The following is a 12,262-nucleotide window of genomic DNA, read 5'->3' on the forward strand; positions in this document are numbered from 1 at the left end:
ACCGCAGATCTGGCTGTGCCCAGGACAGGAAGACGCGAACGGGGCGGTGAAAAGCGAGGCCGCACAGAAGCGCAGCTGCTGCGCGGTGGACGGCCGGAGCCGGAAGATCTGCATGGAGCTGCCCCCGCCCACCGTTGAGTCGCAGGCGCGCGCGAAGAGGCGCGCTGAGGCGCAGCGCAAGACCGAGGAAGCCGAAGCCCGCAAGGCCGGAAAGACGTTTGGCGACGTAACCGCAGCAGTGGCGGCAGCGCCCGCGGTGGACCTGGTTGAGGATGGCGGGGACGGCACATCGGTGGTCGCCGAGGCGCGGCTGCTTCGCGTGTTGGCCGACTGAGGAAGACGCTCCCGCTTCCTGCGCTGGGACGCAGGTACACGGCCTGCACGGTGTTCTACAAGTCCCTGGCTGTCGTAGCGGGGGCAGAGCCGTTCACAGACACAGTCTGTTGCGCAGGGCGAGGCTGTTACTCACTTTCGGGTGAACGGGCCGCGGCGGCTGGGGTGGCGTGATCTGGCGTGGGGGGGTCTTGGGCCAGTGCCTGCAAGGCTCGTCTACCGAAGAGCTCCTCAATCTGGTGGATTCAGTACATAGATGGATATGGCAGGTGAGTGTCATGGTGACGTGAGTGATTGGTAACGCCTTCACGCCTTCTCCATGAACCGGTCGTCCGGTCGACAGTGTGTGGCTGCGCGGCCGACCGGCCGCCACCGCACCACGCACAACCTGGCCTCGTGGCCTCTGGGCCTGCCTGGTCGTGTTGTGCCTGTACCCAGCAGGGGGAACCTGTGTCGAAGTCCATCACTGCCCGCCGCCTGACCGCCGCCGCCCTCGTCGTCGGCGTCCTGACCGCCGCACTCGCGGTGCCGGCCACGGCCGCCGACCACGACCACCGGGCGAAGCGGCCGAACGTGGAGATCAGCCACGTCCAGTACGACTCTCCGGGCCGTGACACCCGCTCCAACCGCTCGCTGAACAAGGAATGGGTGGAGATCACCAACAACACCCGCCGCGCGGTCAACCTGGACGGCTGGACCCTGAAGGACGAGGACGGCCACACCTACACCTTCCGCCACTACCGCCTGGACGGCCGCGCCACGGTCCGCGTCCACACCGGCCAGGGCCGCGACACCCGCCACGACGTCTACCAGGACCGCCGCAACTACGTGTGGGACAACCGCTCCGACACGGCCACTCTTCGCAACGACCACCGCCGCTTCATCGACAGCCAGTCCTGGGGACACCACCGCCACGGCGGCCGTCACTGACACACCGCCTGAGCCGATAGCCGGGCCGGGCCGGGTCGGCAAACGGCCCGGCCCGGACATCGGGCACAGCACTGTCCCCGCGCGGCGCGCCACCCCCTGCCAGGGGTGGCGCGGCGCCGGCCTGGGGCTCTACGCGCTGCCCATGCCGGCTGAGTTGGGTGGCAGGCGGTACAGGGCGATGTCCAGGTCCCGGGGTGTCCAGGCGTGGGCGGGGGAGGGGGCCTGACTGAGGAGGTCGTCGAGGGCGGCGATGTAGCGGCTGTACCGGCCAGAAGCGTGGGTGAGCGAGATGCCCAGGGAGCTCAGGGCGGTGTGGGCGCGGCGGTCGTAGACAGCCATACGGTGGGGTGCGGCCGCGGTGAGGACGGTGGAGGCCAGTGCGTCGCCGCGAGTGAAGCCGGGAAGGCCGGCCAGCGCGGCCCGGCCCGCACGGGCGGCCTCGCTGCGGCTGAGAGCGGGGGTGCGCACGGCGGCCGTGGCGGCCGCGGTCGCCTGCCGTACGGCCGTGTCCGCGGTGGTCATCAGCGCGCGGGCCCAGGGAGTGTCGGCGCGCAGGCGTTTGAACAGCAGCAGCGCTCCGATGTCGGCCTTGCCGATGCTGCCTTCGCTCTGGGCCCGCTGGGCAACCTGGTGGAGGATCTCGTCGTAGTGGATGCCGGACGACCGCGCATGCATCTCGCGTGCAGTGATCAGCCGCTGCCAGTCGTCACTGCAGATGTCACCGGTCCGGTCCGTCACGGCCTGCTGGTTCCTATCGGTCTGTGAGCGTCCGGGGTACGGCGAGGGGCCCCGGCTGCCGGGGTGTCTGTCCGACAGCCGCCTGTCGGTGCGCAGCGGGCAGTTGGTCAGCCGTGGTAGGTGATGTAGCCGTTGCCGTCGCGGTCGTTGGCCTTCTTGGTGTAGGCATGGACGTCGGCGCGGGCACCGCCCGGCTTGTAGAAGTAGATGGTGTCCTTGTCGTTGTTCCAGATGAAGTTGCAGTTCTGCCGGTAGACGACGTTCTTCCCGTCGGAGTCGGTGCCGCGACCGCCGCGGAGGCTGACGTAGTCGCCGGGCTGCAGGGTGTGGCTGTTCTTGAAGGTGAAGGTGTTCCCGGCGGCGTCCTTGACCTTGTAGCCCTTCAGGTTCACGGTCGCCGTCTTCGAGTAGTTCTTGATCGTCAGGTACTCGTTCTTGGTGTTGCCGCCCGAGCACTTGTTGGAGTCCCGGCCCGGAGCGTCGTACTGCACGCCCTTGATCTTCAGGGCCGAGGAGTACTCGGCGGCCTGCGCCGGAACGGCGGCGGCGAGGCCGAGTGCGGCGGCGGCCGCGGTGGCAGCGGAAGCAGTCAGGGCGTAGCGGATGCGCATGAGGATTTCCCCCTCAGTGGTGCGAATGGAGCGCCCGGAGCCTACCGGAAGTGATCACGTCATGGAGGTAGAGTGAAGAACTTGTGACCATGGCTGCCGGTTGTCAGTAGGTCCCTGCGCCTGGTCACCCTGCGGGGCCCGGGGCAACTCCCCGGCTGGCTTGCCGTCAGGTGCTGCAACGAACGAACCCCGTCAGGGTGAATCCGAGGTCGTGGCAGAACCGGCCTACTCGGTAGCGCGTCGTGCGGGGCATGGAAGCGATCAACGACGTGCATGTGTCGCAGCCGGGTCTGGTCGTGGTCGATGTCGCCGCGGCCGACGACGAGACCGCGTTCGCGTTCCACACGGCGCTGGCCGCCCGGTGGGCGACCACCGGGGTGGAGCGCACGACACGGGATGCGGGCCAGCCAGGTGTCCGTCTGCGCTGCTACCTCGACCTGCGCCAGCCCGTCAACGCATCCGGCCAGGCGCCGACGCCCCACTGAACAAGCCTCCCTGCCCGGTCACTCGCCTTCCCGCGCCGGGTTCCGGGCACAGCACGACCCGCTGTCGTGGGGAGCCGGACCGCAAACGCCGGTATGACGAGTGCACCCACACGGGCGGCGTACTCGGCAAACGCCTGACAGCGCCCCCTCAGGGGCCGTTATGAACGGTGCATGCTCAAGTCTGTGCTGCGCGGCCTGGCTGCCGCTGCTCTCGCCGTCCTGCCCCTGACTGTCTCAACGCCCGCCCAAGCGGTTGAGACGCTTCCGCTGTCCGAGGCCATCGTGCGTCTGCCGGTGGCGGTCGAGTCCCGCGACGGCTACGACCGGGACGCCTTCAAGCACTGGAACGCCGGCGCGAACCCGTCCGACGGCTGCAACACCCGCGCCGAGGTATTGATCGCGGAGGCGGTGGAACCGCCGACGGTGGGTCCGAAGTGCCGCCTGACAGGCGGCCGCTGGTGGTCATACTACGACCAGGTGTGGGTAACCTCGGCCTCCAGCCTGGACATCGACCACATCGGCCCGCTCGCCGAGGCATGGGACAGCGGCGCCTCCATCTGGTCGGCGCAGCGCCGGGAGGCGTACGCCAACGACCTCGGCGCGGCCGCCAGTCTGGTCGCGGTCACGGCCCGCTCGAACCGGTCTAAGTCGGACCAGGACCCGGCCCAGTGGCTGCCGCCGGCGGCCGAGGTGCACTGCCGCTACGTCGCCGAGTGGGTGGGCACGAAGCTCCGCTGGACGCTGTCGGCGGACGAGGCCGAGGTGGCGGCGCTGCGCGAGGTGGCGGACGGCTGCCCGGAGCAGACCGTGACATACGAGCTGGCCCCGTGACCGGGGTGAGGCAGGACGTGGTCCTGCTCACCGAGGACTGGCACAGCGGCGCCTCGACATGGTCGACGCAGCGCCCAGAGGCGTACGCCAACGACCCCGGAGACGCCACCAGTCTCGCCGCTGCCACCGCCCGCTCCCACCAGTCCAAGTCCGACCGGAACCAGGCCGAGCAGCTGCCGCCGGCGGGTGAAGCGCACTGCCGCTACCTCGCCGAGTGGGAAGACATGAAGCTCCGCTGGGGCCTGTCGGCGGACGAGGCTGAGGCGGCGGCGCTGCGCGAGGTGGCGGACGGCTGCCCGGAGCAGACCGTGACGCGCGAGACAAACCCATAACCACGGGATGCCGGCGCACGCGAACGAGGAGAGGATTCATGGCCACAGCACGAAGGACACGACGGCGGATCGCCACGGTCACGGCCGCGCTCACGACCACCGCAGGGCTGCTGTTGGTAACGGCGGCGCCGGCGAGTGCCGAAGTGAAGTCCACCTGCGGCACCTACATCTGCGTCGCCACCGCATACCAGGGCCGGGACTACGTCCAGGACATCACCGTCACCACGAGGGACGGCCTGCCGGGGACGCTGCGTGCGTTTGTCGGCGACTACCGGGGGAGCAAGGCGAACGCCTCGCGGTGGCGGTTCGTCGTCAACCGGGAGATCAGGGCGTACCCGAGGCTAGCCGTTTGCGGCGAACTCGATCGCGGTGGCAGGGTCATCGAGAACCACTGCGTGATGATCCCCTGAAGCCGGGCCGGCCCCGCGCCACCACGCCACGAGTCCTGAGCGGACCTGCAGGTCGACCCAGGTCCTGCTGTAGGGAGTCGGTGAAGAAGGAAGCCATTTCGCAGGCGCTGCGGAGGTGCAGAAGTCTCTGCGTAGTCGTCCTTGTGGACGTCCATGTGCGATGCACGGGCTGTCCTGACGCGCGGTGGCTGAATGGCCGAGTCTGTCCCCGTTTTGTGTTCACCCGGACTGTGTTTTCGGCATCCGACGGGGCTCGGCGATCGGAACGGGGTCCGCGCTGCGCGGGCAGGCCGCGGTGCTCGCCGCAGCCTGCCCGTATCCGCGCCGCCCAGGCCCTCAGGCTGAACCGGCAGCGATGCCGAGACTCAGTAGTCCCAGACCGTCGGCACGAAACGGAAGGCGTTGCCGGCCGTCGCCACGTGGCAGACGGACGGGAACGGCAGGTGGCTGGCCATCAGGTGCTCGCCGCTCGCCGCCATCTCCTTCAGTAGACGCATCCGGACCCGGGCCGACTCCTCGGGGTCGTGTTCAAAGCCGTTGTACCAGCCGGGCTGGTCGAACCCGCACTGGAACACAGCGTCACCGGCGAACGTCAGCCGCTGTCCACCCGACTCCAGGCGGACGATGCTGTGACCGGGAGTGTGACCCCCGGTGCGCTCGATCAGTACGCCGGGCGCGACCTCGAACTCGGTCTCGAAGGGGTGCAACTGGCCGCGGTAGACATCCAGGAACCGTGCGGCGGTCGTGACGAGCGTCTCGGGCACCGGCGCCGGCATGGCGGTGCGGGAGAAGTCGGGCGCCTGCCAGAACTCGGCTTCGGCCGCGGCCAGGTGGACTCGGAGGTCCTTGCGCAGCCGGCCCCTCAGACCCTCGACGAGCAGTCCCCCGATGTGGTCCATGTGCAAGTGGGTGAGCACCACGTCGGTCACGGATGCGGGATCGATCCCGGCAGCGTCCAGCCTCATGGCCAACTGCCCGGCCCGGGGGAAGCCCGGGAACTCCGTACCCAGCCCGGAGTCGATGAGGATGGTCCGGTCCCCACTGCGGACCACGGACACGTTCAGTGGGTAGTCGATCACCTCGGGCGGCAGGAAGTTGTCACGGAGCCAGGCCGACAGCTCGGCCTTGGCGGCGTTGGTGGCCAGCGTCGCAGGGTTGATCGCCAGTACCCCGTCACTGATCACTGTGACATCGATGTCGCCGACCTTCAGCGCGTAGCGAGACGGAACTGCCTCGTCCCTCATCGGTGCGTGCGGGTGTGCGACGTTGATCTGGTTCATGTGCTCGTCCTTTGGAAGGCCTCGACAGAAGTCATCGACGAAGTGACGAGATCACTCCGTCCTACTCTCTCCAAGACAATTCAAGGTCAGCGCCTGTGACGACCCATCACATAATCCACACATTCGTGTGAAGCTCACCCCAGCAGCCTCACATCATGAGGACGTAGGTCTCGTGAGCAGGACGTCAGGAAGCGGCGCGGCCCTCGGGCGCAACAGGGCGGCCAGCCGCCGTCCGATCTTGCGGATCAGGGCCAGTGGCCTGCCCTTGCAGCAGCTCCGGCCCGGCGATCCCTCGTCTCGTCAGCCCAGAGATATGCGCGACGGGACAGCCCGTGTCCGTGCGACGGTCGGGTGGCAACGCACCGGTCGAGGCCGGCTGTTCGACCACGACCAGCACCGTTCCGTGCTCGGCCTGGAGCTTTGCCACGCAGTGACGCCTCGATCGCCCCGGCCCTCTCCTCATCACCACGCACCACATACAGGTCGAGATACGTCCAGGAATCGATCCGGCGTTCAAACTGCGGGCGGCTCAGATGAGTGCCGCGCGGACGGCCTTCAGGTACTGATCGACGTCGTACCGCGGCGTGAGAGATGGCCGGATGCCGTCCGGTCATCGCGTCGCAGGTCCTCGAGTCCCGCGTCCGTGGCGGTGGTGTCGGCGAACATGGTCACGTGGTGACCTCGTCCCATGCAGCTACGCGGTGGACTCGACGCACATGGTGCCGATCATCCCAGTGACGTTGATGTATTCCGCCCGGTGCTGACGGAGCTCCACGTCAAGGTCGGTCGTGGCCAGGACGTCGATGTTCTTGTGGGGTGCGATGACGATATCGTCGCAGGTGGGAGAGAGGTCTGGGTGGAACTCCGCGCCCCAGCGGCCCTCCTCGAACCTACGGTTCTCGAACAGCACCTGATGGATGCCAGCCAGGCGCTTATGCCATGGGGGGAGAACACCGGGTGGTCCAGTTCGCGCACCCCGGGCCAGCAGTCGCTTCAGGTTGTGGAAGGTGCCGATCCTGTCGAACCCCGCCTGGTAGAACGGTATTCCTTCCCGCTCCTGGTGGAATACCTCGTTCGTCGTGTCGATGAGGGGCAGCCCAGTCCCGGCCCCGCTTCGTACGGTGTGCTCATCGGTTTGCAGGCCAACTCGTCCGAGCCGGAAGGATCGTCCAGTCGCCTCTCGGCTGGAGTCGGTGGGGCGTGTACACGTTTTCGGCGCCTGATTCCTCTACCTGGTGAAAGCACTTCGAGCCTCGGGAGGCCAACGCCGTGACAGGACAGTGGAGTTGGGTGATAGTGGGCACCGGGGCGGCTGCTGCGGGCGCGGCTGTACGGACCTGCGGATACCTGCTCAGGGAGCAGGTGCGTGCCCGGGCGATGGTCCGGATGGCACGTGAGCTGTCCGTCCGCGGGGGGAGGGCCGAGGTGAGCGACCAGGACGGCACGGCATGGAGCGTCCGCCTGGACGAGCAGGATCCTCAATGACAGCCCCGCCCGAGGAGGAGTTCGACGCCCTGTTCCGTACGTGGTACCGGCCCCTTCTGGCGCAGGCGATCTTCGTCTCCGGAGGGCGCCGCACTCTGGCCGACGACGCGGTCCAGGAGGCCTTCCTGCAATGTTGGCAGCGCTGGAACGCCCCGCACTTGGAACCGGTCAGGGCCTGGCCTGCATGGCTACGCACCACCGTCGTGCGGGAGGTGCTGCGACTGCAGAAGGAAGCCGGCTCGATCGGTTTCGATACAGAGCACCACGACCGGGCTGCGGCGGAGGTGGACTTGGCGTCCTGGATGGATGCGCGCGGCGCCTACCGCACGGTGCTGGAGCGCATCGTGTCCCTCAGCGACAAACAGCGCGAAGTCATGGGCCGCTGCGCGATTGCCGGACAGCCGCTGGGGGATGCCGCGAAGGAGATGCGAATCCAGGTCGCGACCGCGCGCGTGCATCTGCACCGCGCCCGCCAGGCGCTGGAAGATGTACGAAGCCAGCTGCAGGAGCTGGGCGTGATCGACACGGGCGAGGGGAGGCAGTGATGACCGGCCACCACGACGAGGATGAAGTTGCCGCACTGCCTGCGGGGGCCGTCCGTCGCGGGCGGGAGGCGGCGAGGGCCGACCACCACGACAGGGACGACATTGCCGCGCTGCGCGAAACCCTCATGGCCAGTGAAGGACCGATCGGATCGCTCGTGGCCACGGCCCAGGACGTCGAGTCCGCGCTGGCCAGAGTCAAGCGGCGGACCAAAACACAGCCCACCCCCCAGCCGCCCCTTCGCACTACGTCGTCCGCCGCCGACCGTAGTGACGCGCGAGCGATGTTCCTCCAACTGCGCGCGATGCAAGGCGGCAGCCCGGAGTACGCCGAGCTGCGCAACCGGCTGGTCCGGATGCATCTGCCGCTCGTGGAGCACCTCGCACGCCGCTTCGGTAACCGCGGTGAGCCGCTGGACGACCTCGCCCAGGTCGCCACCATCGGTCTGATCAAGTCGGTCGACCGCTTCGACCCGGAGCGTGGCGTGGAGTTCTCCACGTACGCGACCCCGACGGTGGTCGGTGAGATCAAACGCCACTTCCGTGACAAGGGCTGGGCAGTGCGTGTACCCAGGCGCCTTCAGGAACTGCGCCTTGCGCTCACCACGGCCACTGCGGAGCTGTCGCAGGAACAAGGCCGACCGCCCACGGTCCACGAGCTGGCCACGAAGCTGTTGATCTCGGAGGAGGAAGTCCTGGAGGGCCTGGAGTCCGCGAACGCGTACTCCACACTGTCGTTGGACATCCCCGACACCGACGACGAGTCCCCGGCGATCGCGGACACCCTGGGAGCCGAGGAAGAGGCACTCGAGGGCGTCGAGTACCGCGAGTCCCTCAAGCCGTTGCTGGAAAGCCTCCCGCCGCGCGAGAAGCGGATCCTGCTGCTGCGCTTCTTCGGCAACATGACCCAATCGCAGATCGCGCAGGAGGTCGGCATCTCCCAGATGCACGTCTCCCGGCTACTGGCGCGCACACTGGCCCAGCTGCGAGAGAGGCTCCTTGCGGAGGAGTGAACTTCCCTATACAGAACCTTCCGTGCCTGCGTTACCCGCTCCCGGCAGTGCCTTGGGACGCACTGCCGGGCGGCGAAGGCCGCGGGTGCGCGAGGCACCCTGGCAGGGCGCCGGCCCACACCTGGTTTCGGGTCGGTGATGGTCGTTTGTGTGGAACCGTCGCTGGGCTACGTGTGGGTGGATGGCTGCTATGGGGGCGGGGGAGGAGACGGACATGAGCTCTGGAGAGACAGACGGATTACATGAGGGGGAGCAGTGCCGGCCCTCGAGGGAAGAGACAAGCGGCAGCGCCGCGCCGCCGCGATCAGGCAGGCGAACGGGCGATGAGGACGGTCAGGGATCCACACGGCCGGAGGGTGATGCGGTCGCAGCGGAAACCGGGGACAGCGGCCCGCAGCCGGAGGGAGGGTTCTGGCACAAGCAGAACAGGACGCTCGAGATCGTCGGCGCCGTTGTTACGGCGGTCGCTGGGGTAGCCGGACTGATCTTTCTCTTCTGGCCCGATGCGCAGCCCAAACCTGCGCCCGAGCCGGCGCCGGCGGTCGAACTGGTCGACTCGGACGTCGACCGGGAGCAGAACGTCGCTGCCGATGTGGTCTTCGACGGACAAGTCACCGAACAGGCTCGGGTGCCCGCGTCCGTCGTCAGCGCGACGCTGAGGAACAGTGCAGACAACCCCGTTCTGATCACCCGTGCTGAAGTGAACCTTGTTTCCGCTGCTGAGGTGTTCTGCCGTTACGGGGCCGGGCCGACTGACATCACTGCGCAGTACGACATCAAGATCCCGGCCGAAGCCCGCGAGGGAGCCGTAATCCACCGGAAAATGAAGTACACCCTGTCGCCGCATGCTCAGGAGCGGGTTGCGTTCACGGTGGGGCCCGAGCGGTACGGAGAGGGGTCGATGCCCTGGATCTACACCTTCACCATCTCCCTGTACATGGACGACGGTGCCACGGTCACGGTGCCCGAGGTCACCTACCTGGCTCCGACCGACAGAGCCACGGCGTTTCTCGCCATGGCGGATCAGGCCACGGGTCCGCCGCAGCCGGGCGGGCCGGGGCTGATGGACCCCTCCTGCATCTCCAAACAAGCTCGCCTTGTAGCGCAGTTGGTCAAGTCCGCGCCACGCCCGTCGCCGGAATTGCGGGAATTCAGCGCAGACCTGGCACGCGTTGCTGCTCGGTGAGAGGGTCTCGTGCCCGTTGAGGCCGTGGCAGGGTTTATCGGCTGCCCGGTGGCTTCGGCCACGGGCTCCCTGTGGCGGCTGCGTCCAGCAGGTCGCCCAGACGCAGCCAGGCGGTGGGGCCGGAGTGGGTGGCGGGGCAGGCCGCGAAGCGGTCCCATGCCTCCTGGTCACTTCCCAGAGCCTCGCGTACGGCCGTGACCACCGCGGCGTGCGCGGTTGCGTGGTAGTCGCCCCGGGCGCGCAGCGCCGTCCAGGCAGGCAGGGCGCGCACGAGTGCCGGATCGGCCTCCGCTCTGCCCAGGACCAGCTGGGTCCAGGCCTCACGCCAGGACGGCCCACCGCCAAGACGGGTGCGCCGGCGCTCGGTGAGACGGAGCAGCACCGTGTCGGGACAGCCATGGCGGCGCAGCACGTTATCGAAGTCGTCACGCGACCGGTATCCGCTGGCGGCGCAGGACAGCAGGGCCTTTTCCACGAGGGAGTCGTCGCCGGCGTGCCGAGTCAGATAGTCGCTCAGTGCCTGCGTCTGGAGACGGGCCAGGTCGCGCACGGTCACCTCGTCGGGAGCGCCGAGCGCGGTCCGGCGACGTTCCACGCCGGTCGCGGGGGCAGGGTCTGCGAGCACGCGTTCGATCGTGTTCAGGCTCTCCTGGATCTCGCTGCGCTCGTCGTGACGCGGCTGGAGGCCGGGGTGACGGTAGCTCAGCCGCTCGTGCGCGTCGCGGACGAGGGGGCCGACCCCGGCCCTGACGTCTTCGGTGGTGATGGTCGGAAGGCGCAGCACCATGTCGCGGACCCAGGTCACCTCGCGCGCGGTGATTCCCCGATAGCGGTCCATAGGCTCCCAGTAGGGCAGGGCACAGGCGGCGGTCTCGGCGAACTGCGTGGCGAGATCGGTGAGCAGGGCGGCGGACGCCTGCCACTGGACAGGGCGGTAGCCGTCCTTGGCCTGCGTGGGGCTGAGGATGTGGCGCCATGTTCCCACCGCGGCACGTTGCGCCCAGGTGATCGGTGCGTGGCACCCCATGTCGAGCAATGTGCTGCTCTTTCGGCGCAGGGCATGATGGAAGAGCGTCTGCTCGTCGTCCGTCACTGCAGACAGGTCCGTGGCGAAGTGTTCCAGGACCTGCTGCTCGTCCGATCCGGCGCGGAGCATGCGGCAGCCCCGGGCCAGTAGCACTTCGAAGGAGAAGCGGTCGAGGTCGGCCCTGGCGAGCTCGGCCAGCAGCGCGGGTTCGACCGCCCAGGGCAGACTACCGAGCAGCTCGTCGCGGATCAGCCCCTCGGCGCCGGCATCGGCAGCCCACGCTATGAGCTCTCGGTGACAGTGCGGATGGCGGTTGAGTACCTGACGCCACATGCTGCGCCACGCGTCGTACGCCTGTTTGTACTGCTTCCACGTGCCGTCTGTGTCGGATCCCTCGCCGATCTTGTCCGGATCGGGCTCGGTGGGAAGCGTGTCCCGGGCAGCCTCGAACACCAGAGGGTGCAGCGGTCCTTGCTGCAGCACGGTCTGGGCCGCAGTCGGCTCCTGAAGCAGCTGTGGAGTCATGGGCAGCGGTGCACCGCTGCGTGCACGCAGCTCCGCGGCAACCGTGGCGGCGAGGCGTGCATCCGCGCGCGGCGTCCCGAGCATGCCCAATTGCTCACTCGTGCACCGTCTGAGGGCCTGCTCCCGCAGTGAGGCCGTGCACGACGGGTGCTCGAGGGCAGTCGCGACCAGTGCGGGCCGCTGGCCGACGCCAGACGCTTCCCCCTCGGCCCCCAGACCTGCCTCCACGGTGGTCTCCAGAAGCCACAAGGGTGCCTCCTGCGCGTACGGGCCCGACAGCAAAGCCTCCACCAGGGCTGACTGTGCATGCCCGGGCTGCGCCGTTCGGGCCTGTTGTGCCGCCAGTTGCACCACCGGGTCGTTTGGGCTGCGGCCAGCCATTGCCGTGCGGAGAAAGTCCACGGGGAGCACAGGGCTCAGATCTTGGCCGGTCACGGTTCTTCTCCATCACTGCGTGCAGGGCTGTTGAGTCGGAATGCTGCCGTACAGCACTGACACCGAACGCTCTGATTCAGGGCGGCAGGGCCGCGGCCC

At 68.3% G+C, this 12,262-nt stretch carries 14 protein-coding genes; 9 read left to right on the plus strand and 5 right to left on the minus strand.

The genetic code is table 11. The features are described 5' to 3' along the window. Window positions 1–112 precede the first annotated feature (112 nt). Complete coding sequence (locus ACIBCJ_RS04970; protein WP_365980958.1) at window positions 113–334, plus strand: hypothetical protein; 222 nt, start codon at window positions 113–115, stop codon at window positions 332–334. A 461-nt stretch (window positions 335–795) separates the two neighbouring features. Beyond that, window positions 796–1,263 (plus strand): lamin tail domain-containing protein, encoded by a 468-nt coding sequence (locus ACIBCJ_RS04975; RefSeq protein WP_365981092.1) that lies wholly within the window; start codon window positions 796–798, stop codon window positions 1,261–1,263. A 129-nt stretch (window positions 1,264–1,392) separates the two neighbouring features. On the opposite strand, the gene ACIBCJ_RS04980 is transcribed toward ACIBCJ_RS04975, so the two are convergent. Then, window positions 1,393–2,001 carry a hypothetical protein gene (locus ACIBCJ_RS04980; protein WP_365980957.1) on the minus strand — a complete coding sequence of 203 codons (609 nt, stop codon included), beginning with the start codon at window positions 1,999–2,001 and terminating at the stop codon, window positions 1,393–1,395. Window positions 2,002–2,108: 107 nt separating this feature from the next. Further along, window positions 2,109–2,612, minus strand: a complete 504-nt coding sequence (locus ACIBCJ_RS04985; RefSeq protein WP_365980956.1) for a lamin tail domain-containing protein — start codon at window positions 2,610–2,612, stop codon at window positions 2,109–2,111. 251 nt (window positions 2,613–2,863) lie between these two features. Here ACIBCJ_RS04985 and ACIBCJ_RS04990 point away from each other — a divergent pair, with 251 nt between their 5' ends. From ACIBCJ_RS04990 to ACIBCJ_RS05005, 4 genes are all read left to right on the plus strand, one after another. After that, complete coding sequence (locus tag ACIBCJ_RS04990) at window positions 2,864–3,097, plus strand: DUF6207 family protein (protein WP_365980955.1); 234 nt, start codon at window positions 2,864–2,866, stop codon at window positions 3,095–3,097. A gap of 171 nt (window positions 3,098–3,268) precedes the next feature. Beyond that, window positions 3,269–3,928, plus strand: coding sequence for an HNH endonuclease family protein (locus ACIBCJ_RS04995; RefSeq protein WP_365980954.1), 660 nt, complete (start codon window positions 3,269–3,271; stop codon window positions 3,926–3,928). Then, the gene (locus ACIBCJ_RS05000) at window positions 3,925–4,260 is read left to right on the plus strand and encodes a hypothetical protein (protein WP_365980953.1); all 336 of its coding nucleotides are present in this window, start codon (window positions 3,925–3,927) and stop codon (window positions 4,258–4,260) included. The genes ACIBCJ_RS04995 and ACIBCJ_RS05000 overlap by 4 nt, the downstream gene beginning before the upstream one ends. A gap of 38 nt (window positions 4,261–4,298) precedes the next feature. Continuing rightward, window positions 4,299–4,670 (plus strand): hypothetical protein, encoded by a 372-nt coding sequence (locus tag ACIBCJ_RS05005; RefSeq protein ID WP_365980952.1) that lies wholly within the window; start codon window positions 4,299–4,301, stop codon window positions 4,668–4,670. A gap of 365 nt (window positions 4,671–5,035) precedes the next feature. On the opposite strand, the gene ACIBCJ_RS05010 is transcribed toward ACIBCJ_RS05005, so the two are convergent. Both ACIBCJ_RS05010 and ACIBCJ_RS05015 read right to left on the minus strand, forming a co-directional pair. Further along, on the minus strand, window positions 5,036–5,950 hold the full coding sequence (locus ACIBCJ_RS05010) for an MBL fold metallo-hydrolase (protein WP_365980951.1): 915 nt from the start codon (window positions 5,948–5,950) through the stop codon (window positions 5,036–5,038). A 694-nt stretch (window positions 5,951–6,644) separates the two neighbouring features. Continuing rightward, a complete protein-coding gene (locus tag ACIBCJ_RS05015; RefSeq protein WP_399281869.1) occupies window positions 6,645–7,091 on the minus strand; it encodes an isochorismatase family protein in 447 nt (148 codons plus the stop codon). 340 nt (window positions 7,092–7,431) lie between these two features. On the opposite strand from ACIBCJ_RS05015, the gene ACIBCJ_RS05020 reads away from it, so the two are divergent. The 3 genes from ACIBCJ_RS05020 (at window position 7,432) to ACIBCJ_RS05030 (ending at window position 10,176) form a co-directional block, all read left to right on the plus strand. Continuing rightward, complete coding sequence (locus ACIBCJ_RS05020) at window positions 7,432–7,980, plus strand: sigma-70 family RNA polymerase sigma factor (RefSeq protein WP_319125948.1); 549 nt, start codon at window positions 7,432–7,434, stop codon at window positions 7,978–7,980. Further along, window positions 7,980–8,990 carry an RNA polymerase sigma factor SigF gene (locus ACIBCJ_RS05025; protein WP_365980950.1) on the plus strand — a complete coding sequence of 337 codons (1,011 nt, stop codon included), beginning with the start codon at window positions 7,980–7,982 and terminating at the stop codon, window positions 8,988–8,990. The genes ACIBCJ_RS05020 and ACIBCJ_RS05025 overlap by 1 nt, the downstream gene beginning before the upstream one ends. Before the next feature lie 214 nt (window positions 8,991–9,204). Continuing rightward, on the plus strand, window positions 9,205–10,176 hold the full coding sequence (locus tag ACIBCJ_RS05030) for a hypothetical protein (protein ID WP_365980949.1): 972 nt from the start codon (window positions 9,205–9,207) through the stop codon (window positions 10,174–10,176). A 34-nt stretch (window positions 10,177–10,210) separates the two neighbouring features. On the opposite strand, the gene ACIBCJ_RS05035 is transcribed toward ACIBCJ_RS05030, so the two are convergent. Beyond that, window positions 10,211–12,163: a hypothetical protein gene (locus tag ACIBCJ_RS05035; protein WP_365980948.1), complete on the minus strand. Its 1,953-nt coding sequence runs from the start codon at window positions 12,161–12,163 to the stop codon at window positions 10,211–10,213. Between the last annotated feature and the right edge of the window lie 99 nt (window positions 12,164–12,262).

This window comes from Streptomyces sp. NPDC051136 (assembly GCF_044455745.1).
Classification (GTDB): Bacteria; Actinomycetota; Actinomycetes; order Streptomycetales; family Streptomycetaceae; genus Streptomyces.